Origin of the sequence: Methylobacterium gregans (genome assembly GCF_022179245.1) — a bacterium.
Classification (GTDB): domain Bacteria; phylum Pseudomonadota; class Alphaproteobacteria; order Rhizobiales; family Beijerinckiaceae; genus Methylobacterium; species Methylobacterium gregans.
Genome location: NZ_BPQM01000083.1, coordinates 1 through 21589, shown reverse-complemented (window position 1 = coordinate 21589; position 21589 = coordinate 1). Strand labels below are relative to the sequence as shown.

The following is a 21589-nucleotide window of genomic DNA, read 5'->3' as shown; positions in this document are numbered from 1 at the left end:
AGGCGCCTCAGGCGTCGAGCAGTTCCACCGTCACCGGCACGTGGTCGGAGGGCTTCTCCAGGCCCCGCAGGTGCTTCTGGACCGAGGCCGAGACCAGCCGGTCGGCCGCCTGGGGCGAGAGCAGCAGGTGGTCGATGCGGATGCCCTGGTTCCGGAACCAGCTGCCGGCCTGATAGTCCCAGAAGGTGTAGACGCCGTCGCGCGGGTCGCAGGCCCGCAGGGCGTCGGTCAGTCCCTCGGCGAGCAGCATCCGGAAGGCCGCGCGCGATTCCGGCCGGAACAGCGCGTCCGCCCGCCACGCCTCCGGGTCGGCGGCGTCCTCGGGCTGCGGGATCACGTTGTAGTCGCCGGCGAGCACCAGCGGCACCTCGGCGTCCATCAGCGCCCGGGCGTGCCGGCGCAGGCGCTCCAGGAAGGCCAGTTTGTAGGGGAATTTCTCGCTCGCCACCGGGTTGCCGTTCGGCAGGTAGATCGAGGCGACCCGCACGGGCGCGACCTCCTCGCCCGCGACCAGCCCCTCAATGTAGCGCGCCTGCACGTCGGCCTCGTCGCCCGGCAGGCCGCGCCGCACGGCGGTCAGCGTCAGCGGCTGTCGCACCAGCAGCGCGACGCCGTTATAGGCCTTCTGCCCCAGCGTCTCCACGTGATAGCCCGCCGCCTCGACCTCGGCGCGGGGAAAGGACTCGTCCTGGCACTTCAGTTCCTGCAGGCAGACCACGTCGGGCTTCGCCTCGGCCAGGAAGGCCGTGAGGTGCCCGATCCGCTGCTTGATCGAATTGACGTTCCACGTACTCACTCGCATGGCGACGCGTCCTTGAGACCGGCGCCCGTCATCGGGCCTTCGCACCCGCCTGACAAGCGGCGGGCCGGGGAGACGGGACCACGATGAGCACCGATTGGTTTGAGCCGATCCGCGCCTATTGCGAGCGCACGGGTCCCGGCTTCTGGGACGAGCCGCTGAACGCGGCAACGAACGCCGCCTTCCTGGTCGCGGCGGTGGCCGCCGTTTGGAGAGCGGGGCGCGACCCGGCCGCCCTGGCGCTGGCCCTCCTCGCCGGCATCGTCGGGATCGGCTCCTTCCTGTTCCACACGCTGGCCGTGCACTGGTCGATGCTGGCCGACGTGCTCCCGATCGCGGCCTTCATCTACGGCTACTTCTTCCTCGCCCTGCGGCGCTTCCTCGGGCTCGGGGGCCTCGCGGCGGGCGGGGCGACGCTCGGCTTCCTGGCCTTCTCACTCGGTCTGGTCCCGGCGCTCGACGCGCTCACCGGCCGCTCGGTCGAGACGGCGACCAACGGCTCGATCGCCTACCTGCCGGCCTTCCTGGCGCTGGGCGGCGTCGCGGCGCCGCTTCTGGTCGGCCAGACCTGCCACCGGGCCGCGGCCCGCCGTGAGGCGGGGCTGGCGCTCCTCGGGATCGCCGCCCTGTTCGGCGTCTCGCTCGCCGCGCGCACCCTCGACCGGGCGGCCTGCGGGGCGATCCCCTTCGGCACGCACTGGCTCTGGCACCTGCTCAACGCTTGCGTGCTCTTCGCCCTGATCGTGACGGCCGCGCGCTACCGGCGGCGGGTGCCGGACTGAACGCCCCGCTCCCGCCGCTTTCTTGCGGGTGCGGGCAAATCGTTGCATGAGTGCGCGCCCGCCGGGGCGCGCCCGCGCGCCCTGCCGACAGCCGGGCCCGGATAGGAACCATGACACACAGCCTCCGCCTCGGCGTCGCCGGCCTCGGCACCGTGGGTGCCTCCGTCGTCCGCATGATCGCGCGCCGCGCCGACGCGCTCTCCGCCGCGACCGGCCGCGAGATCCGCGTCACCGCCGTCTCGTCGCGCGACCGCGCGCGCGACCGCGGGCTCGACCTCGCCGGCCTCCAGTGGTTCGACGATCCGGTGGCGCTCGCCCGCTCGGGCGAGGTCGATTGCGTGGTCGAGCTGATCGGCGGCTCGGAGGGTCCCGCCAAGGCGACCGTCGAGGCGGCGCTCAGTGCGGGCAAGCACGTGGTCACCGCCAACAAGGCGCTGCTCGCCCATCACGGCGCGGCGCTCGCCCAGACCGCCGAGGCGGCCGGCGTGGCGCTCGCCTTCGAGGCCTCGGTCGCGGGCGGCATCCCGGTGGTCAAGGCGCTCCGCGAGGGCCTGCCCGGCAACGCGGTCAGCCGCGTCTACGGAATCCTCAACGGCACCTGCAACTACATCCTCTCCCGCATGGAGCGCGAGGGCCTGACCTTCGAGGCCTGCCTGAAGGACGCGCAGGCGCTCGGCTACGCCGAGGCCGACCCGACCTTCGACGTCGAGGGCTTCGACACCGCCCACAAGCTCGCCATCCTCACGAGCCTCGCCTTCGGCACGGTCGTGGACGCCGAGGGCGTCTCGGTCGAGGGCATCTCGCGGGTGCAGCCGCTGGACCTGCGCATGGCCGACGAGCTCGGCTACCGGATCAAGCTCCTGGGCGTCGCCCAGGCGACCGCGGCCGGCATCGAGCAGCGCGTGCACCCGACCATGGTGCCGAAATCCTCCGCCATCGCCCAGGTGATGGGCGTGACGAACGCCGTCACGGTCGATGCCGACGCGGTCGGCGAGCTGACCCTGATCGGCCCCGGCGCGGGCGGCGAGGCGACCGCCTCCGCGGTCGTTGCCGACATCGCAGATGTCGCCGCCGGCATGGTCCGGCCCGCCTTCGGCCGCCCGAGCGCCGCTCTGCGCCCGGCCGCGCGCGTCGAGATGCAGCGCCACGAGGGCGGCTACTACATCCGGCTGACCGTGCACGACCGTCCGGGCGTCGCCGCGGGCGTGGCCACCCGCATGGCCGAGCGCGAGATCTCGATCGAGAGCATCCTGCAGCGCCGCAGCGAGAACGCGGCGGTCAACGACCCGCGCGGGCGTTCCGGCCAGCCGGTGCCGCTGGTGCTGATCACCTACGCGGCGACCGAGGGGACCATCCGCGCCGCCCTCGACGCCATCGCGGAGGACGGGCTGCTCGCCGAGTCGCCGCAACTGATCCGGATCGAGCGCGAGTAGGGCGCTTATCTGGAGTTGTAGGGGAAAGCATCGCGCTCCGATCCGGTTGGGCAGAGACCGATCCGGCACGCCCGTGCTATGGCACTGGGTCAGACGAAGCTCCCGCGCGGGACAACCCGCGCCGGGGGAGGGCACCGGAAATGTCCGGGCCGGGACGTGAGGGCAGGAACCATGTCTGAGGCGCCGCACGAGGGCTCGCGGAACGTCGCGATGCGCATCCTCGGCCTGGAACTCGCCCGCGTGACCGAGCGTGCGGCGATCGCCGCGGCGCGGCTGCGGGGCCAGGGCAACGAGAAGGCCGCCGATCAGGCCGCCGTCGATGCGATGCGCGAGGAGCTGAACACCCTGCCGGTGGACGGCCGCGTGGTGATCGGTGAGGGCGAGCGCGACGAGGCGCCCATGCTCTATATCGGCGAGAAGCTCGGTCGCGGTGGGCTGGCGGTCGACATCGCGGTCGATCCGCTCGAGGGCACGACGCTCTGCGCCAAGGACATGCCGGGCGCCATCGCCGTGATGGCGATCGCCGAGCGCGGCGCCCTCCTCGCCGCCCCCGACGTCTACATGCAGAAGATCGCGGTCGGGCCCGGCTACCCGGCGGGCGTGGTCGATCTCGACGCGAGCCCGGCCGACAACATCCTGGCGCTGGCCCGCGCCAAGGGCGTGCGGCCCCACCAGATCACCGCGCTCGTGCTCGACCGGCCGCGCCACGCCGGCCTCGTCGCCGAGATCCGGGACACCGGCGCGGGGGTGCGGCTGATCTCGGACGGCGACATCGCGGGCATCATCTTCACCGCGAGCCCGGAGGAGACCGGCGTCGACATCTATCTCGGCATCGGGGCCGCGCCGGAAGGCGTGATCGCCGCGGCGGCGCTCCGCTGCACCGGCGGCCAGATGCAGGGCCGGCTGATTCTCGACTCGGCCGAGAAGCGCCGCCGGGCGGAGAGCATGGGCATCACCGAGCCGAACCGGACCTACGACCTGACGGATCTGGCCCGCGGCGACGTGATCGTCGCGGCGACCGGCGTCACCGATGGCTCGCTGCTGCGGGGGGTACGCTTCCGCCCGAGCGTGATCGAGACCGAGACCGTGGTCTACCGCTCCGCCACCGGCACGATCCGCCGGATCCGCGGCGAGCGGCGGCGGCTGGACGAGGGGGCGTAGGCCGGCAGGGTACGCGGGCCCTCTGGACCGCGTCTGAGACCGCTTGGGCGGCCACCGCCCTCAGAGATCGATCGTCAGCGTCACGTGGATGGTCTGGTTCCCGGTCACCGGCGCGCCGGTGAGGCGGATCCGCACCTGCGTTCCCGCCCGGGCCGCCGCGGCGGGCAGGTGGAGGCGGCACTGGACGATCGTCTCCCGCCTTCCCGCCATGGCGCGCCACCGAACCGCGTGGCGGCGGGCCGGGCGCGTCCACCGGTCGTCATCGGCCGGCTGGACGCTGATCCGGGCCCCCGCGGGCGCCAGAACCGCGATTCCGTCGATCGGGATGTCGCCTGGGCCGGTCTTGGAGAGCGCGACGGCGAAGGCGTAGCCCTGCCGACCCTGCCACGTGCCGACGAGGCGATGCGCGGCGACCGGATTGCCCTCCGGGGCCGGCGAGACCTCGCCGGGCCGTGCCCGCCGGATGCGGATGCCCGCGTACAGGAGCGCGCCGGCCACCAGCACGAGGCCCGCCGCGGTAGCGAGGAGGAGCGTCGTCTGCATCGGGAACCCGTCAAGCCTCTGCAATCAGGGCCTCGAGCCGGGCGATCTCCGCCCGGGTCTCGGCGATCACGGCCGGGGCGACGGGTTCCTGCACGTCGTTTGTGTCATGCAGGGCGAAGTAGTCCGCGTGGCGCCGGAAGGCCTCGGTGGCGGCCCCGTCAGCGGCGCTACCCCTGAGCTTGCGCTGCACGAAGGCGCTCCGGCTCTTCGTCGAGTAGTGGTTCACCCGCAGGTTGGTCCAGTCCGGCACCCGGGTGATCCCGCGCGCCGCGCGGGTCCTGTCCCAGTCGGCCTCCGCGCCCGAGGCCGCGCGATAGAGCCCGTAATCCATGTCGATCGCGTGGACGTTCACGCGGAAGCCGCGGAAGCGCTCGGGCCGGAAGACCGACTTGATGTGCGTGTTGAGCGGGTTCGACTCCACCGCACGCCGGTCGTACTGCTCGATGACGAGGCGCCCGGGATCGTGCTCCTCGCGTCCCGCCGTGCCGTAATTCGCCCAGTTCAGCGCCACCGCGCTCACCGCCGTGTCGGCGAACAGCTCCGCCAGCGTGGCGGGGATCGGCCGCCCGCTGGTCGCGACCAGGAACTCGTCGCAATCGAGGGCCGCCAGGAGGTCGCAGCTCTCCCGAACCTCCGGACGCGCGACCGTCTCGGCGTAGAAATCCGTCTGGAAATGGCTGCGGCCGAGATAGTCGTAGCGGGTCACGACACCGGCCTGGTCGAGCCGCCGCAGCAGATCCGAGGTGGTGTCCGCGCCGCCGTTGTCGGCGATGAAGAACCGCTCGATCCCGCGGGTCCGATGGTAGGCGAGCCACTCCATGAGGAAGGGTGCCTCGTCGCGCGCGGGCGCGATCAGCCCGATCCGCGGGGAGAGCGGCGGCGCCACGAAGCGCGGCGCCTCGCCCAGCAGGGCACCGGTCTCGGCGCTGTTCAGGGCGATCTTCGTGCCGGCGGGGAATGCGTGGTCCAGCCGAAAGCCGATCCGGTCGATGCCGCAGGCGCCGCGCGCCCGCACGTCCTCCCGGACCGCGCTGGCGACGAAACGGAAGACCAGGACATCGTCGGCCCGCACTTCGAGGATGGCCGGGCGCTCGCTGCCGTCGGGGCGACGCATGCAGGCCCAGCCCGCGATCACGCCGCCGTCGATGGTCTCGACGGCCCCCAGCAGAACGTCGACCTCCGCCAACCGAAACCTCCCGGCCCTTCCCCGCGCGGCCGCTCCGCGCGGAGCGGCTCCGAACCGGCGCCGAGCCCGGTCCTCAGCCCAGCACGACGACCTTCGCGCCGACCGCGACCCGGCCGTAGAGGTCGATCGCGTCCTGGTTGATCATCCGGATGCAGCCGGAGGAAACCGACTGGCCGATGGAGTACGGCTCCAGCGTGCCGTGGATGCGGTAGAGCGTGTCCTTGTTGTTCTGCCAGAGGTACAGGGCGCGGGCGCCGAGCGGGTTGCGGGTGCCGCCCGCCACGCCGAGGCCGCTCTGGAGCTTGTCGATCTGCGCGGCGAGGTCGGGCCGGCGCGCGATCATCTCCTTGGGCGGATACCAGTCCGGCCAGGCCTGCTTGGAGTTGACCGTGGCAATCCCCGACCACGAGAAGCCCTGCTTGCCCACGCCCACGCCGTAGCGGCGGGCACGCCCACCCGTCTGCACCAGCGTGAGGTGCCGGGCACGCGGGTCGACCACGATCGTGCCCGGCTCGTGCGGGCCCGCATAGGCGATCTCCTGGCGCAGGAAGACCGGGTTCATCTTCTTGTAGTTGAAGGCCGCGATCGGGAAAGCATCGTCGGTGATCGCCGCGTAGGCGCGGGCGTAGTCGATCGGCCCGTCATCGATCGGCCGCTCGACCACGCTGCGCTGCGCGGGCGCTTGGCCCGGCTGTTGACCAGGCTGCTGGGCCGGACCGGGCCCGGGCTCCGCCACGGGTCCGCGGCCGGGCGGGGGCGCCTCGTCGCCGAGCACCGGACGGCCGAACTCGACGCGGCCCGTATAGGGCTCGTAGCGGCCGTTGCGGCGGCGATAGAAGGCGCCGTTCTGGTCTTGGTAGAGCAGGTCGTCGTCGTAGCCGCCGCTGCCCGCCGGCACGAGGCCGACGCGCTGGGCGAGGGCGGGCAGCGGCCCGCCGAGGCTGAGGGCGGCCGCCGATCCGGCGAGCAGGAAGCGGCGCGAGAGGCCGGTCTTGAGATCCGACATGGCTTGAGCGTAGGACGTCCCTGATGGTGCCCGGCCCAGCGCGTGCGGGCCGCGGCGCGACCCTGCGCCGGCTGCCCCCGAAACGGCCAAGGTCGATCGGGCAAGCTCTAGCAAAGTCAAGACCGGGCTGGAACCTGTAGAGGGGCGCGGGTCAGCCCTGCGCGCGGCGCCGTCGATTTCGCGCAACAGGTGTTTCACGGCCGCGTGAGCTGCGCAGTTCCGCGCCATTCCCCGCGTCGTCGAAGTCCGCACTGCCTGCCCCAGAGGCAGCAGTCTTCCTGGCGGCGCGCAGCTTGCAGGGACGGAACGAGGGCAGGACAGGCCGAGAAGGGTTGGCACGCTTGGTGCAACGAGGCCGCCAGCCGCGACCGAGCGGCGCCCCGGGGCAACGGCGCCCCGACAAGCGGACGGTGTGAGTCCGGCCCACCGGCAAGGTGCGATCGCCCAGCGCGACGCGCCACGAACTCGACGAGCACCCGAACGATGGCCAGCTTCAAGACCGTGATGAAGTCGGGGCACCCCCCGACGCTCTTCGCCGCGTTCCTGTACTTCGATTTCTGCTTCGCGATCTGGGTGCTGAACGGCGCGATGGGCCCGTTCATCACCGAGACCTACGGGCTCACCCCGGCCCAGACCGGCTTCATGATCTCCCTGCCGATCCTGGCGGGCGCGATCATGCGCTTCCCGCTGGGCGTGCTCGCCCAGTATATCGGCCGCAAGAACGCCGCGCTCACCGAGATGGGCGTCATCGTGCTCGCGATGATCTACGGCTTCTTCTTCGTGGCGAGCTACAACGACGTGCTGGCGATGGGCGTGCTGCTGGGCATCGCGGGCGCCTCCTTCGGCGTGGCCCTGTCGCTCGGCTCGGGCTGGTTCCCGCCGGAGCACAAGGGGCTCGCCATGGGCATCGCGGGCGCCGGCAATTCCGGCACCGTTCTCGCGGTGCTGTTCGCACCCCCGCTCGCTCAGGCCTACGGCTGGCAGGCGGTCTACGGCTTCGCGGGCGTCGTGATGCTGATCCCGATCGTGGTGATGATCGTGCTCGCCAAGGAGCCGCCGGACAGCCACCAGCAGACCTTCCGGGAGCACGTCTCCTGCCTGTTCACGAAGGATGGCTGGGCCTTCTCGCTGATCTACATCATCACCTTCGGGGGCTTCATCGGCCTGTCGAACTTCCTGCCGACCTTCTTCTACGAGAGCTTCGGCGTCACGAAGGTCGAGGCCGGGCGGCTGACCATGCTGGCGGCGCTGATGGGCTCCGGCATCCGCATCCTCGGCGGCTACTTCGCCGATCGGATGGGCGGCATCCTGGTTCTGACCGTGGTGCTGATGGCCGCAATCGGCTCGTTCCTGGCCCTCACCGCCGCGCCTTCGCTCGCGGTCACCACGATCCTGTTCATGCTCTGCTTCGCCGCGCTCGGCGCCGGCAACGGCGCCCTGTTCCAGCTCGTGCCGCTGCGGTGGCCGAACAACACTGCGGTCGCCGGCTCGATGATCGGCGAGATCGGTGCGCTCGGCGGCGCGATCCTGCCGAACGTGATGGGCCTCTCGAAGCAGTACACGGGCGGCTTCGTGCCGGGCTTCATCGGCTACGCGGCCTTCACCCTGGTGGTGCTCGGCTGCCTGTTCGTGTGGCAGCGCAAGTGGGTCGGCACCTGGGTCGGCCCGCGCGGCAAGGTGTTGGAGGCCGGTGTCGCCGAGGATCGGGGCGCGCTGAAGCCCGCCACCGCCTGAGGACACAGGCAACGCGCCTCCGGACGGGGTCCTTCGGGGCCCCGTTTCCGTTCCGGCAGCTTGATCGGCCGGGCCGCCCACGCCAGACCGTGGACGGGAAGAACGCCGAGACGAGCCTGCGATGAGCGATCAGCCAAACGACGAAGTCCTGTTCTCGCAGGACGCGGCCGGCATTGCCCGGATCGTGCTGAACCGGCCGCAGTCCCGCAACGCCCTGACCTTCGCGATGTACGAGGGTCTCGTCACCCTGTGCGAGCGGATCGCCTCCGACCCGGCCGCGAAGGCGCTGGTGATCACGGGCGCCGGCGACAGGGCCTTCGCGGCCGGCACCGACATCGCCCAGTTCCGCGAGGTCCGCACCGCAGACGACGCGCTCGCCTACGAGCGCTTCATGGACCGGGTGCTCGGCACCCTGGAGCGGCTGCGGGTGCCGACGATCGCGGCGATCGCGGGGGCCTGCACGGGCGGCGGCGCGGCGATCGCGGCGGCCTGCGACCTACGCGTCGCCACCGCGGACGCGCGCCTCGGCTTCCCGATCGCCCGGACGCTGGGCAATTGTTTGTCTGTGGCCAACCTCAAGCGCCTCGCGCATCTCGTCGGCCCGGCGCGGGTGAAGGACATGCTCTTCACCGCTCGCCTCCTCGGCGCCGAGGAGGCGTTTGCCATCGGTCTCGTGGGCGAGGTGGTGGCGGATGCGCGAGCCCTGCGGGAACGCACGGATGCCCTCGCCACGCTGCTCGCCGGCCACGCCCCGCTCACGCTCCAGGCCACCAAGGAGGGTCTGCGCCGGGTGGCGGAGGGCTCCGCGGATCCGGACGACGACCTGATCCTCAGCTGCTATCTCAGCGCCGATTTCCGCGAGGGGATGGAGGCGTTCCTGGCCAAGCGCCCACCGGTCTGGACCGGGCGCTGAGCCCCCGCGGGCCTCAGCCGGCCGCCGCCTCTGCGCCGACGCTCGCGGCGAGCACAGACTTCCGGTTGCGGATATGCGCCCGCATCAGCGCCGCGAGGCCGGCGCCGTCGCGGGCGCGCAGCAGGACGATCATGCGCCCGTGCTCCTCGACCGCCCGAGCCCATTGCTCGCCCGTCTGGTCGGCGGAGTAGCGCGAGCGCTGGATGCGGCCCGACAGGCCGAGATAGATCGAGGTGAGGACGGCGTTCCGGGCCGCCGAGATGATCCCCTCGTGGATGCGCCGATTGAGCGGGTAGTAGCGCTCCGCGTCGCCCGCCCGCCACGCCTCCACCATCTGCCGGTGGTCGTCCTCGATCGCCGCGATCTCGTCCTCGGTGATCGCCGCACAGGCGAGGTCGGCCGCGGTCGCCTCGAGGCCCGCGATCACCTCCAGCATCTCCTCGATCTCACGCTGGGAGATACTGGCGACGCGGGCGCCCCGGTTCGGCAGCAGTTCCAGCAGCCCCTCGGTCGCCAGGATCTTGATCGCCTCGCGCAGGGGCGTCCGCGAGATGCCGAAGCGCTCGGTGAGCTCGCCCTCGTTGATGCGCGCCAGCGGCTCCATCTCGCCGGATTGGATCAGCGCCCGCATCCGCTCGGCGACCTCGTCGTGGAGGTAGCGGCGGTGGATTCCGATGCCGGGGTCGATCCTGTTCATCGGCCGGGGCCCGATCCGCGTGACCTGTCGCGCACAATTGTACGTTTAGTTCGGCCAAACATCCCTGTCCATGCATCATAACGCATGTTCGACACCCGATCGCCGGGGCGAATGGTGCGGGGCGGCACGGGCGATGCTAGAGCCGTGCCCGATCGCGTTGCAATCGTGCACGGCTCCAGGGCCTTGTTTTCACGCGCTCTCTTGCACCGAACCGATATCCACGTCGGCGGAGAGCGCTCTGAGCCGCCGGACCCGACCCCGAGGAGAGACGATGCACGCCGACGCCCCGGCCTACGCCGCTCTGGAACGCACCTTCGCCCGCCTCTCGGCGCTCAACGGCGCCTCCGGCATCCTCGGCTGGGACGCGCAGACCCAGATGCCGGACGGTGCCGCGGAGGCGCGCGCCGACCAGCTCGCGGTGCTGCGCGGGCTCGCGCACGAGATCCTGACCGGCCCGGAGGTCGCCGACCGCCTGGCCGAGGCGGGCGCGGAGACGCTGAGCCCGGAGCAGCGGGCGAACCTGCGCGAGATGGACCGTGGCTATCGGCACGCCGCGGCGGTGCCGCAGGATCTGGTGGAGGCCAGTTCCCGCGCGGTCTCCCGGTGCGAGATGACGTGGCGCGGGGCGCGAGCGGATTCGGATTTCGCCCGGCTCGCCCCCGAACTCGCCGAGGTGCTGCGCCTGCAGCGGGAGATCGGCGCGGCCAAGGGCGCGGCGCTCGGGCTCTCGCCCTACGACGCGCTCCTCGACGGCTACGATCCGGGCATGCGCCGGGCGACGATCGACCCCCTCTTCGCCGAGCTGCGAGCGTGGCTTCCTGGCACGATCGCGGCGATCCGCGAGCGGCAGGCGGCGGGGCCGCAGGCGCTTCCGCCCGAGGGGCCCTTCCCGGTCGAGACCCAGCGCAAGGTCGGGCTCCAGCTGATGGAGGCGCTCGGCTTCGACTTTGCCCGCGGTCGGCTCGACATCAGCCTGCACCCGTTCTGCGGCGGCGCCACCGACGACGTGCGCATCACCACCCGGTACGACGAGGGCGACTACGCCCGCGCGCTGATGGGCGTGCTGCACGAGACCGGCCACGCCCTCTACGAGCAGGGCCGGCCCGCCGCCTGGCGCCACCAGCCCGCGGGCGAGGCGCGCGGCATGACGCTGCACGAGAGCCAGAGCCTGATCGTCGAGATGCAGGCCTGCCGCTCGGAGGCGTTCTTCCAGTACCTCGCGCCGCTCCTGCGCGAGGCCTTCGGGCGCTCCGGCCCGGCCTGGGAGGCGGGGAACCTGCACCGCCTCGCCACCCGGGTCGAGCCGGGCTTCATCCGGGTCGATGCCGACGAGGCGACCTATCCGGCCCACATCCTGCTCCGCTACGAGCTGGAGACAGCGCTGATCGCGGGCGACCTCGCCGTCGCCGACCTGCCGGGCGCCTTCAACGACGGCGTGCGGGCCCTGCTCGGGCTGGAGGTCCCGAACGACCGGCTCGGCTGCCTGCAGGACATCCACTGGCCGGGCGGCGCCTGGGGCTACTTCCCGACCTACACGCTGGGCGCGCTCGCGGCCGCGCAGCTCTTTGGGGCAGCCCAGGCCGCGGCGCCCGACCTTCTACCGGGGCTGGCACGGGGCGATTTCGCACCGCTGCGGGACTGGCTGCGGGCCAACGTCCACGCCCGGGCGAGCCTCGCGGAGACGGATCAGATCCTCACGGAGGCGACGGGCGGCCCGCTCGGCACCGCCGCCTTCCGGGCCCATATCGAGGCCCGTTACCTCGGCTAGGACGGGGCCTCCCCGCCCTCAATGGGGCAGGGAGAGCGGCTTCACGCCGGAGCAGACCCGACCCGCCTCGTCGAAGGCCTGCAGCGAGGCCTCGGCCACGGTGCGGGTGTCGTGCACGAGGCTCTGCACGCCCTCGCGCATCATCTCGCTCTGAAGGGTGGCGAGTTCCTGCACCGTGCGGGCGCGGGCCAGCCGGTTCAGGCTCTCGACGTTGCGCTGCCAGCGCCGCCGGCCCAGCTCGAACGCGCTCTGCCACGCATCCTGGCAGGCCTGCGTGAGGATGGTGCCGCAGCGGGCGAGCGCCTCGACGTTCTGCCGGGTCTGGCCGGCGAAGCGCTCGCCGTCGTCGCCGCCGAAGCCGAGGGTGCGGGCCATCTGGTCGTTCATCTCGCGGGCGTTCCGGATGATCGCCTCGATGCCGAGCTGCACGACCTGCTGCGCGTTGCCGGCGGCTTTCTCCTGGATGTCGGCGGCGCGGCCGAGATTCTCCCGGTTGATCGCGAGCAGGTCGGATGCCCGATCATGCGCCTGATCCATCGCATCCCCGGCCGTATCGCCGGCCATGCGGATGGGGTCGGAGCGGCGCGCCGGATCGGACTTCTGGGAGTCCGCCTTCGTCGGATCGGACTTGGTCGGGTCGGAATGCTGAGCGACAGCCATGAGCATGCTCCTCGTCTGCTCGAGTGTCTGCTTGGGCGCGATCCTCTGGCCTCGGCATATCGGCACGTCGCCTGGCGCGCCGCTTGGCGGATGTGCCGGACGGCCCATCATGCCTAGGTCATTATGATACCTTATGAGGATATAAGCAGGATAAAACCGCAGGTCCGAATGTCAACCTGCCGGATTATTTCGGTCGATTATCGAATGTTAAAGCAAATCATCGGCGGATAGTCTGCTCGCGTACCCGTCTCCGGTTTCTCCGAACGCGGCGTATTCGGGCCGCCGCCCCGGAGCAGGCTCAGCAGTCCTGCGGGCGCGGCCCTACAGTTCCAGCACGTCCACAGCCTCACCCAAGCGCGCGCGGGCGAGGTCGGCGACGTGGCGGTGATGGGTGAACAGGATCGGCTGTACCCGGTCCCCTACCGCCGCGAGCGCCTCCAGGCCGTGCCCGGTCCGGGCGTCGTCGAAGGTGAGGAAGAGGTCGTCGCCCACGAAGGGCGCGGGCTCGGCGCGGCCCGCGTAATCCTCCAGATAGGCCAGCCGCAGGGCGAGGTAGAGCTGGTCGCGCGTGCCCTCGCTCAGGCCGTCGACCGGCACCAGCTCGCCGCCCGCGCGCCGCCCGGTCAGACGCGGCTCGTCGCCCGCGTCGTAATCCTGGGCGAGCCCCGCGAACGCGCCTCCGGTCAGCCCCGAGAACAGGGCGCCGGCGCGGGTCAGCAGCGGGTCCTGCTGGCCGGCGCGCTGGCGGCCGATGGCGGTGCCGATAAGGAGGCCGGCGAGCCGCAGCACTGCCCAGCGCCGCGCCTCGCCGGCGAGCTCCGCCTCCGCAGCCTTGCGCTGGGCCAGCGCCAGCTCGGCCCCGGTGCCGCCCTCCAGATCCGCGCGGCGGCGCTCGGCGCGGTCGCGGTCCGCGAAGGCGGCCTTGCCGCGCTGGTCGAGCGCCTCCTCCTCCAGGGCGAGGCCGCGGAGCGCCGCCTCGATCGCGTCGGGCGAGGTCCCGGCGATGTCGGCGCGGAGTTCCGCCTCGGTGATCCCGTCCGCGATCCGGGCGAGGTCGGCCCGTCGGCTCTCCAGCTCCAGGCGCAGCGCCCGCCGCGCCGTCAGGCGGGCGTGGAGCACGGCCGGATCCTCATCCCGTCCGTTCGGGTGCTCCCCGAGGTGTTCGGTCAGCGCGGCCGAGGCCGCCCGGCACGCCGCCTCGGCGGCCGCCAGGGCGTCGGCGGCCTCGCGGCGGCGGCGGGCGAGGTCGGTGCGGCGGGCGCGACGCTCCTGCGCCTCGCCCAGACGGTCGTGCAGGACCTTCATGGCAGCGGTGGCGGGAAGCTCGGCGAGGTCGGGCCCGAGCGCGGACACGAGGGCGTCGGCCCCCGCCCGGTAGGCCTCCATGTCGCGGCTCAGTCCCGTGATGCGGCGCTGCTGATGCTCCTGCGCGGCGAGCGCCGCCGGCACCGCGGCCCAGGCGGCCAGCGCGCTGTCGGCCTCGTCGGGGCCGGCCGCCCCGTCGAGCCCGATCGCGGGCAGCGCCCGGTCCCAGGCCTCGCGCCAGACCGCTTCGCGGGCGCGCGCTTCGGCGAGGTCGGCGGCGCGGCGGGCGGCCTGCTCCGCGGCGGCGCGGGCGCGCCCTTCCGCCTCGCGGGCACGCTCCCAGGCCTCGCCGAGAGCCGCGACGCGCTCCTCGATCCGGGCGAGCATCAGGCCGGGATCGAGGCCGGGCAGCAGGTCGAGCCCCGCGCGGGCCGCAAGCGCCGCGAGGGGCGGGCGGGCGGCCTCGACGCGCTCGGCGAGGCGGCGCTGCTCGATGCTCTGCGTCTCGACCGCGGCGAGGGCGTCGAGGAGCGTCTGGACCTCCCCGAGCCAGGACGCCATCTCGGCGGGCAGGGCGGCCCTGATGCCGGCGGGCGCCCAGGCCGCCTGCCAGGCGGCTTCGGCCTCGGCCCGGCCGGCCGCGAGCGCGGCGAGGTCCCGGTCGGCGGCGGCCACCTCCTCCGTCTCGGCCTCCAGGCGGATCCGGTCGGCGGCCTGCTCGGCAGCGCGTGCGGCGTCGCGCACGAGGGCGTCGGCGGCCAGGTCGGCCGCCGCCACGGCCTCCCGGCAACGACGCAGCGCCGCCTCGCTGGCGGGACCGGCCTCGATCAGCGCATCGCGCTCGGCGCGCAGCCGGGCGAGATCGGCCGGCGAGGGCAGGGGGCCTGCGCCCTCGCGCAGGCGGAGGCGCAGGCGGGTCGCCGCGGCGGCCTGCCGCGCCGCCTCCTGCCGCTCGGCGGCGCGCTCGCGGCGGCGCTCCAGCGCCTCGAAGGCCTGCCGATGGCGGGCGATCGTCTCGGGGGCGGGGAGCGGCACCTGCGCCAGCGCGGCGAGATCGGGAACCGGGGGGTCGAGGCGTCCTGCCTGGAGCCAGAGCAGCCCCGCCTCCCGGCGCACGGTCCCGTCGATCTCGTCCCGGCGAGCGACCTCGGCGCGCAAGCCCGCGAGGCCGCGCAGGTCCGCCCGCAGGGGAGCGGGGTCGATGGCCGGCTCGGGGCGACCGGCCTCCGGGCCGGGCCGGGCCTCGGCCGCGTCCCGGGTCAGGCGGGCGATCTCCGCGGCGAGCGCCCGGCCCTCGCGCACCAGACCCTCGACCCGGATGCGGGCGGCGTCCGAGGGCTGGCGCAGTTTCAGCGCAGCGGCGTCAGGCAGACCGATCCGGGCGGCGAGCCGGGCGAGGTCCTGGCCAAGCCCGTCCGCCTCGGCCCGGATGCGCGGCAGGTCCTGGGCGTCCTTGTCGTGCCGGGCGATGCCGCGGAAGGCTTCCAGCACCGCCTCGGCCCGAGCCAGCAGCCCCTCCGCGAGGGGGAGGGCGGCGAGCTCCTGCTCGGCCCGCTCCAGGGCCTCCGCGGCGCGAGCGGCCACATCGCGGGCCGCCGCCTCCGCGGCGATGCGGGCGCCGAGGGCGTCGGTCCAAGAGTCAGTCCATGAATCAGTCCATGAATCAGTCCATGAGTCGGGCCGGTCCGGGCCGTCGCCGCGGGCGGCGGCCTCGGCGGCGGCGTCGATCGCCTGGATCAGCGGCGCCACCCGCTTCAGGCGGGCGAGCCGGGCCTGCTCGCCGGCGATGCGGCGGCGCTCGGCGTTGATCCCGTCGAGGCGCTGTCCCGCCTCCGCGATCTCCTCGTTGAGGTCGCGCCAGTCGCCCGCCCGCAGCTCGCCCTGGCGGATCGCCTTGCGGGCCTCCTCGTAGCGGGTCAGCGCCTGGTAGAAGGTGCGGTCGCGGGCGGCGCGGGGCATGAAGATGCCGGCGGCCTCCTCCTCCAGCCGGCCCTGGAGCGCCCGGTAGCCGCGCAGCCCCGAGGCCGCCGCAAACAGGCTGGCGCCGAGTTCGCCCTCGGCCTCGAGCATCTCGGCGGCCCCGGCCCGCAGCGAGGCCGAATCGAGCCCGAAGGCCCGGCAGAACACCTCGCGGGAGAGCCCGCCCAGGAAGGGTGCGAGGCTGTCGTCGGGGAGGCCCGAATCGGCGCCGTCCACCAGGGTGTTCTTGCGGCCCTTCCGGCGACGGAAGCGCAAGGAGCGCCCGTCCGCGGCCCGGATCTCGGCGCCGAGACGCAGCGACGGCATGTCGTGCCGGAAGGCGTAGCGGGTGCGCTCCTCGATGCCGAACAGGAGGTCGGTGACGGCGGCGAGCGCCGAGCTCTTGCCGGCCTCGTTGGCGCCGAGCACCACGTGCAGCCGGGCGTCTTCCCGGAACCGCACCGTGCGGTCGGTGAAGGGGCCGTAGCGCTCCAGGTCGAGGGCGAGAATCCGCATCGCTCGGCAGCCCTCAGCAGCTTCTGCCGCCGAGCCGGCCGAGCACCAGCGCCTCGGCCTCGGCGCAGAGCGCGTCGAGCTCGGCGGCGAGGTCGGCCTCCTCGGAGGGCAGCGTCGCCGGCATCTTCGCGGCGATCTCGGCCAGCGCCGCCCTGGCGCGGGCGCGGAAATCCGGGTCGCGATCGATGTCGGCGAGCAACCCTGCCGGGTCGATCGCGGCGGCGAGGCCCGCCGGGGCAGGGGCGGGGGTCCGAGGCCGTCGCGTCTCGATCTTCAGGCGCTCAAGCCAGATGTCCTCGTGCACCCGGTGGGCCGCGGCCTGGATCTCGGCCACGAGCCCGTCGCGGTCGGCGGCCAGCCGGTCGTGGGCGAGCGTCTCGCCGGTCAGGTGGATCCGCACCGCGGCGAGCCGCCCCGCAGTCTCGGCGGCGAGCGGGCGCAATGCCGCCTCGACCCGGACCACTGCCTCGCGCTCGTCGGCGGCCTCGGCGAGGTCGATCGCGAGGCGGTGGAAGCGGGCACGGTCGACGATGATCCGCTCGAGTGCGGCGACCCGCCCGTCCTCGACCGCGACCGCGACGGCGCCCTTCGGCCCGCACTCGCGGATGCTGCGGCCCTGGAGGTTGCCGGGGAAGACGATCCAGGGCTCGCGGGCAAGTTCCGCGTAGTCGTGGATATGGCCGAGCGCCCAGTAGCCGTAATCCTTGGCGGCCAGATCCGCGACGGAGCAGGGCGCGTAGGTCTCGTGGGTGGCATGGCCGGTGCAGGAGGTGTGCAGCAGGCCGATGTTGAACCAGCCCGGCAGGGCGGCCGGGTAGGTGAGGGCGTAGTTCTCCGGCACGGCCCGGTTCGGGAAGGAGCGGCCGTGGATCGCGACCTTCAGGTGATCGAGCCGGTGGGTGTCGGCCCGGGTCGGCGGGAAGGTGTGGACGGAGGGCGGCAGGCTGATCGCCCGGGTGATCACGCTCTCGGCGTCGTGGTTGCCGCGCACCAGGAAGACCGGGATGCCGGCGCGGTCGAGCCTGGCCACTTGGCGCGCGAAGAACAGCCCGATCGTGTTGTCGGCCCAGTCGCCGTCGTAGACGTCGCCCGCGATCACCAGGAAGGCGACGGCACGCGCGAGCGCCTCGGAGACGAGATCCTCGAAGGCCTGCCGCCCCGCCTGGGCGAGGCGCCGGGCGATCTCGGGATCGCGCGCGGCGAGACCGCTCAAGGGGCTGCCGAGATGCAGGTCGGCGGCGTGGATGAAGGTGAACCGGCTCATGCCCGGGTTGGCTGCCCACGTTGGCGATACGTCCCTGGGGACGCCTATGGCCGGCGGGGTGCCCGCTGGCGGGGGCGGCTGTCAACGGGCGGGCACCCGGGGCGATGGCCCGGCCCGCCGAAGGGCGGACCCGTCATAGGCGCGCCGTGATCGTCGCCAGCACGGTCAGCGGCGCGCCCGGCAGGTTGTTGAACTGGTTGAACGGCTGCTCGATGTAGCGCGCGTCCGTCAGGTTGCGGGCGTTGATCGCGAAGCGGTAGCGCTCGAAATCGTAGAACAGCGCCGCGTCGAGGCGGGTATAGGCGCCTACCGTGAAGCTGTTGTTGAGGTCGCCGAAGCGGTTGCCCACGTGGGTGACGCCCGCACCGAAGCCGAGGCCGCGCCAGGGCCCGTCCTGGATCTGGTAGGTCGACCAGACGCTGGCGCTGAATTCCGGCGCGCCGATCAGCCGGTTGCCGATCGCGAAGGTGGTGTCGCGGGTGATGCGGGTGTCGAGATAGCCGAGGCCGCCGATGATCTTCCAGCCCGGCAGGATCTCGCCCGCGATGTCGAACTCGACGCCCTCGGCGCGCTGCGCCCCGGTGATCACCGAGAAGCCCGTGTTGACGGGGTCGGCCGCCGAGACGTTCTGGCGGTCGATCCGGAACGCGGCGGCGCTCAAGGTCAGGGTGGACGGGATGAGGTCGTAGCGAGCCCCGACTTCGTACTGCACGCCGGTCTCAGGGAGCGGGTTCGCGGCGCCGAGCACGTTGTCCGTCTGCGGCTTGAACGAGGTCGTGTAGCTCGCGTAGAGGGTCAGCGGCTCGACCGGGCGGTAGACGAGGCCGACCCGCGGCGAGAGCCCGAACAACTCCTGGTCCGGCGGCGTCGCCTGCGTCGCGCTCGCCCGGCTGATGTAGAACTGGCTGCCGAAATCTGCTCGCGCGCCCAGCAGGAGCTGCAGGCCGGCGCCGAGGTCGATCTGGTCCTGCAGGTAGAGGCCGTACAGGGCCGTCCGCTGCTGGATCGCGTTCTGGAAGGTGAACGGGCCGTAGGTGCCCCGCGGCACCGGGTTGAGGAAGCTCGTGCTACTGAAGGTCGACTGCACCGCGTACGCCTTGCGGAAGCCGTTGGTGTATTCGAACCCGGCGAGCAGCGTGTTGCGCAGGCCCAGCACGTCGAACTTCGCCACCATCTCGGATTGCGTATCGATCGCCGCGAAGGTGGTGTCCGTCGCCGTGCTCCGGCGCGTGACCTGCGTGCCGGCGGCGGTGAGACCGATGGAGCGCACCGCGAAGGCGTCGAACCCGCCCGACTGCACGTTGACCACCTGCCGCAGGGTCACGGCCGCGTTGAGGTCGTGCTCGGCCCTGAGCGTCACGAAGTTCGATTCGCCGTTGAAGCGGGAATTCGGGGTGCCGTAGTAGCGCGCCACGTCCTCGCGCGGCACGCGGCCGTTCCGGGCGATCAGGCCCTCGTCGTACTGCGAGTCCTGCCGGGTGACCTCGGCCAGGAACTCGACGCGGGTGTCGGGCGCGGGCGTCCAGGTGAAGGCTGGTGCGACGAAGTACCGGGTGTTGGTGCGCCCGTCCCCGAAATTGCGGAAGGTCGGGTCGTCCTGGGCCGCGAAGCTGACCCGCGCGGCGAGGCCCTCCGTCGCGGGCAGGGCGCTCGATACGGAGCCCTGGAGGCGAGCGAAGCCGAAGCTGCCGCCCTGGAGCGTCATGTCGCCGGAGGGCTCCAGCGTCGGCCGGCGGGTGACGATGTTGACGAGGCCCCCGGGATCGCCGCGGCCGTAGAGAACGGAGGCCGGACCTTTGAGCACCTCGATACGCTCCACGTCGGCGAGGTCGCGCTGCGTGGTGCTGAAGGTGTTGGCCTGGCTCAGCAGAACGCCATCGATCGCGTAGGTCTGGGTGCGGAAGCCGCGGATCAGGAAGGTGTCGGAGCGGCCCTGGATCGTGCCGCCGGACTGCACGTTGCTGACGTTCTGGATCGCGTCGGCGAGACGGATGTCCTGTTGGTCGACCAGCACCTCGCGGGGCACGACCTGAATCGATTGCGGCACGTCGCGCAGAGCCGTATCGGTCCGTGTCGCGGTCCCGGAGCGGCTCGCCCGATAACCGGTGACCGGCCCGGTCGCGACCTCGCCCACCCCCGTGACGGAGAGTTCGGAGAGGACGACCTCACCCTGCGCCGGCTGCGCCCGCGCCGCGGCGAGGCAGAGCGGGGCCAGACCGCCCAAGAGGGCTGCCGCGCGCACCCGTCCGCCTCTACCCGCTGCCGCCATCGTTCCTGCTCCCGACCGTCGCCGGGAGCCTTGCCCTCCCGCTGCCGGGCCGTTGAGCGTGCAGCGGTGGGTAGAAGCAAGTGCGAACGGACGTCTAAGCTCTCGAAGGAATTCGTTTGCAGGACAACGTATCGCGAAATCAACATGATAGACTTCGACTAATTACAATCTGGGCAACAGCGATTGTGCAGGCTCGCCACGGTGCAGCCGAAGCGCGAAAGCAGGCGCCGTAAGCCCGGGACACCGTAGGCGAGCCCTGCCCTCATGAATGGTGAGGCGTCGGGCTCGGCACCCTGCCCCCGGGTTCCGCTATGCCGCTCCAATCTGGGTTCAGGAGCCAGACGGAACACCCACGCCCCTTGCAGAACAAGAACAAAACAGGTACATAAATCGCAGCCGGGGCGCGATTGCGAACGGCGCCCGACACCCCCATAAGGATGCCGCCGACATGGCTCAGCCCGCACTGAAAGTGGTGGATACGCCCAGCATGGACAAGGACAAGTCGAAGGCGATCGACGCCGCGCTGTCCCAGATCGAGCGCGCCTTCGGCAAGGGCTCGATCATGCGGCTCGGCAAGAACCAGCAGGTGACCGAGGTCGAGACGGTCTCGACGGGCTCGCTCGGCCTCGACATCGCGCTCGGCGTCGGCGGCCTGCCGCGCGGCCGGGTGATCGAGGTCTACGGGCCGGAATCCTCGGGCAAGACCACGCTGGCGCTCCACACCATCGCCGAGGCCCAGAAGAAGGGCGGCGTCTGCGCCTTCGTGGACGCGGAGCACGCCCTCGACCCGGTCTACGCGCGCAAGCTCGGCGTGAACCTCGACGACCTGCTGATCTCGCAGCCCGACACGGGCGAGCAGGCGCTCGAGATCACCGACACGCTGGTGCGCTCGGGCGCCATCGACGTGCTGGTGGTCGATTCGGTCGCCGCGCTGACCCCGCGGGCCGAGATCGAGGGCGAGATGGGCGAGTCGCAGCCCGGCCTCCAGGCCCGACTGATGTCCCAGGCGCTGCGCAAGCTCACCGGCTCGATCTCGCGCTCGAAGTGCATGGTGATCTTCATCAACCAGATCCGGATGAAGATCGGCGTGATGTACGGCTCCCCCGAGACGACGACGGGCGGCAACGCGCTGAAGTTCTACGCCTCGGTCCGGCTCGACATCCGCCGCGTCTCGACCCTGAAGGACCGCGACGAGGCCATCGGCAACCAGGTCCGCGTGAAGGTCGTCAAGAACAAGGTCGCGCCGCCCTTCAAGCAGGTCGAGTTCGACATCATGTTCGGCGAGGGCGTGTCGAAGGTCGGCGAGCTGATCGACCTCGGCGTGAAGGCCGGCATCGTCGAGAAGTCGGGCGCCTGGTTCTCCTACAACAGCCAGCGCCTCGGCCAGGGCCGCGAGAACTCGAAGGGCTTCCTGCGCGACAACCCCGAGATCGCCAACAAGATCGAGGCGGCGATCCGCCAGAACTCGGGCCTCGTCGCCGACAAGATCCTCGAGAACGCCACGCCCACCGCCGACGACCTCGACGAGGGCGAGGCCTGAGCAAAGCTCCGGCCGAAACTCCGGCAAAGCCGGACATGAAGACGCCCGCCGGAC

Annotated in this window: 16 protein-coding genes; 7 read left to right on the top strand and 9 right to left on the bottom strand. The window is 72.3% G+C overall.

Annotated elements, in window-relative coordinates; translation table 11 throughout:
- Window positions 1–7 precede the first annotated feature (7 nt).
- Window positions 8–802 (bottom strand): exodeoxyribonuclease III, encoded by a 795-nt coding sequence (xth, locus tag MFF54_RS16865; protein WP_238304002.1) that lies wholly within the window; start codon window positions 800–802, stop codon window positions 8–10.
- An 83-nt stretch (window positions 803–885) separates the two neighbouring features.
- On the opposite strand from xth, the gene MFF54_RS16860 reads away from it, so the two are divergent.
- The 3 genes from MFF54_RS16860 to glpX all read left to right on the top strand — a co-directional run bounded on the left by MFF54_RS16860 (window position 886) and on the right by glpX (window position 4175).
- On the top strand, window positions 886–1581 hold the full coding sequence (locus MFF54_RS16860; RefSeq protein ID WP_238304001.1) for a hypothetical protein: 696 nt from the start codon (window positions 886–888) through the stop codon (window positions 1579–1581).
- Window positions 1582–1691: 110 nt separating this feature from the next.
- Complete coding sequence (locus MFF54_RS16855; protein ID WP_238304000.1) at window positions 1692–3014, top strand: homoserine dehydrogenase; 1323 nt, start codon at window positions 1692–1694, stop codon at window positions 3012–3014.
- A 171-nt stretch (window positions 3015–3185) separates the two neighbouring features.
- Window positions 3186–4175, top strand: coding sequence for a class II fructose-bisphosphatase (gene glpX / locus MFF54_RS16850; RefSeq protein WP_238303999.1), 990 nt, complete (start codon window positions 3186–3188; stop codon window positions 4173–4175).
- 60 nt (window positions 4176–4235) lie between these two features.
- Here the strand turns inward: glpX and MFF54_RS16845 are convergent, their stop codons facing one another.
- The 3 genes from MFF54_RS16845 to MFF54_RS16835 all read right to left on the bottom strand — a co-directional run bounded on the left by MFF54_RS16845 (window position 4236) and on the right by MFF54_RS16835 (window position 6910).
- Window positions 4236–4718, bottom strand: a complete 483-nt coding sequence (locus MFF54_RS16845; protein ID WP_238303998.1) for a hypothetical protein — start codon at window positions 4716–4718, stop codon at window positions 4236–4238.
- A gap of 10 nt (window positions 4719–4728) precedes the next feature.
- Entirely contained in the window at window positions 4729–5904 is a 1176-nt protein-coding gene (locus tag MFF54_RS16840; RefSeq protein ID WP_238303997.1) for a glycosyltransferase family 2 protein, read from the bottom strand.
- A gap of 73 nt (window positions 5905–5977) precedes the next feature.
- A complete protein-coding gene (locus MFF54_RS16835; protein WP_238303996.1) occupies window positions 5978–6910 on the bottom strand; it encodes a L,D-transpeptidase in 933 nt (310 codons plus the stop codon).
- 483 nt (window positions 6911–7393) lie between these two features.
- Between MFF54_RS16835 and MFF54_RS16830 the strand changes: the two genes are divergently transcribed.
- Together MFF54_RS16830 and MFF54_RS16825 are read left to right on the top strand one after the other, a co-directional pair.
- On the top strand, window positions 7394–8644 hold the full coding sequence (locus MFF54_RS16830; protein ID WP_238303995.1) for an MFS transporter: 1251 nt from the start codon (window positions 7394–7396) through the stop codon (window positions 8642–8644).
- A 121-nt stretch (window positions 8645–8765) separates the two neighbouring features.
- Window positions 8766–9557, top strand: coding sequence for an enoyl-CoA hydratase/isomerase family protein (locus MFF54_RS16825; RefSeq protein ID WP_238303994.1), 792 nt, complete (start codon window positions 8766–8768; stop codon window positions 9555–9557).
- Window positions 9558–9570: 13 nt separating this feature from the next.
- On the opposite strand, the gene MFF54_RS16820 is transcribed toward MFF54_RS16825, so the two are convergent.
- Complete coding sequence (locus MFF54_RS16820) at window positions 9571–10254, bottom strand: GntR family transcriptional regulator (RefSeq protein WP_238303993.1); 684 nt, start codon at window positions 10252–10254, stop codon at window positions 9571–9573.
- A 271-nt stretch (window positions 10255–10525) separates the two neighbouring features.
- Between MFF54_RS16820 and MFF54_RS16815 the strand changes: the two genes are divergently transcribed.
- Window positions 10526–12022 (top strand): carboxypeptidase M32, encoded by a 1497-nt coding sequence (locus tag MFF54_RS16815; protein WP_238303992.1) that lies wholly within the window; start codon window positions 10526–10528, stop codon window positions 12020–12022.
- An 18-nt stretch (window positions 12023–12040) separates the two neighbouring features.
- Here the strand turns inward: MFF54_RS16815 and MFF54_RS16810 are convergent, their stop codons facing one another.
- From MFF54_RS16810 to MFF54_RS16795, 4 genes are all read right to left on the bottom strand, one after another.
- Window positions 12041–12682, bottom strand: coding sequence for a phasin family protein (locus MFF54_RS16810; protein WP_238303991.1), 642 nt, complete (start codon window positions 12680–12682; stop codon window positions 12041–12043).
- A 321-nt stretch (window positions 12683–13003) separates the two neighbouring features.
- The gene (locus MFF54_RS16805) at window positions 13004–16462 is read right to left on the bottom strand and encodes a YhaN family protein (protein WP_238303990.1); all 3459 of its coding nucleotides are present in this window, start codon (window positions 16460–16462) and stop codon (window positions 13004–13006) included.
- A 13-nt stretch (window positions 16463–16475) separates the two neighbouring features.
- The gene (locus MFF54_RS16800) at window positions 16476–17726 is read right to left on the bottom strand and encodes a metallophosphoesterase family protein (RefSeq protein WP_238303989.1); all 1251 of its coding nucleotides are present in this window, start codon (window positions 17724–17726) and stop codon (window positions 16476–16478) included.
- Window positions 17727–17859: 133 nt separating this feature from the next.
- Complete coding sequence (locus MFF54_RS16795) at window positions 17860–19995, bottom strand: TonB-dependent siderophore receptor (protein ID WP_238303988.1); 2136 nt, start codon at window positions 19993–19995, stop codon at window positions 17860–17862.
- Window positions 19996–20443: 448 nt separating this feature from the next.
- Here MFF54_RS16795 and recA point away from each other — a divergent pair, with 448 nt between their 5' ends.
- Window positions 20444–21535, top strand: a complete 1092-nt coding sequence (gene recA / locus MFF54_RS16790) for a recombinase RecA (protein WP_238303987.1) — start codon at window positions 20444–20446, stop codon at window positions 21533–21535.
- The last annotated feature ends 54 nt before the right edge of the window (window positions 21536–21589 follow it).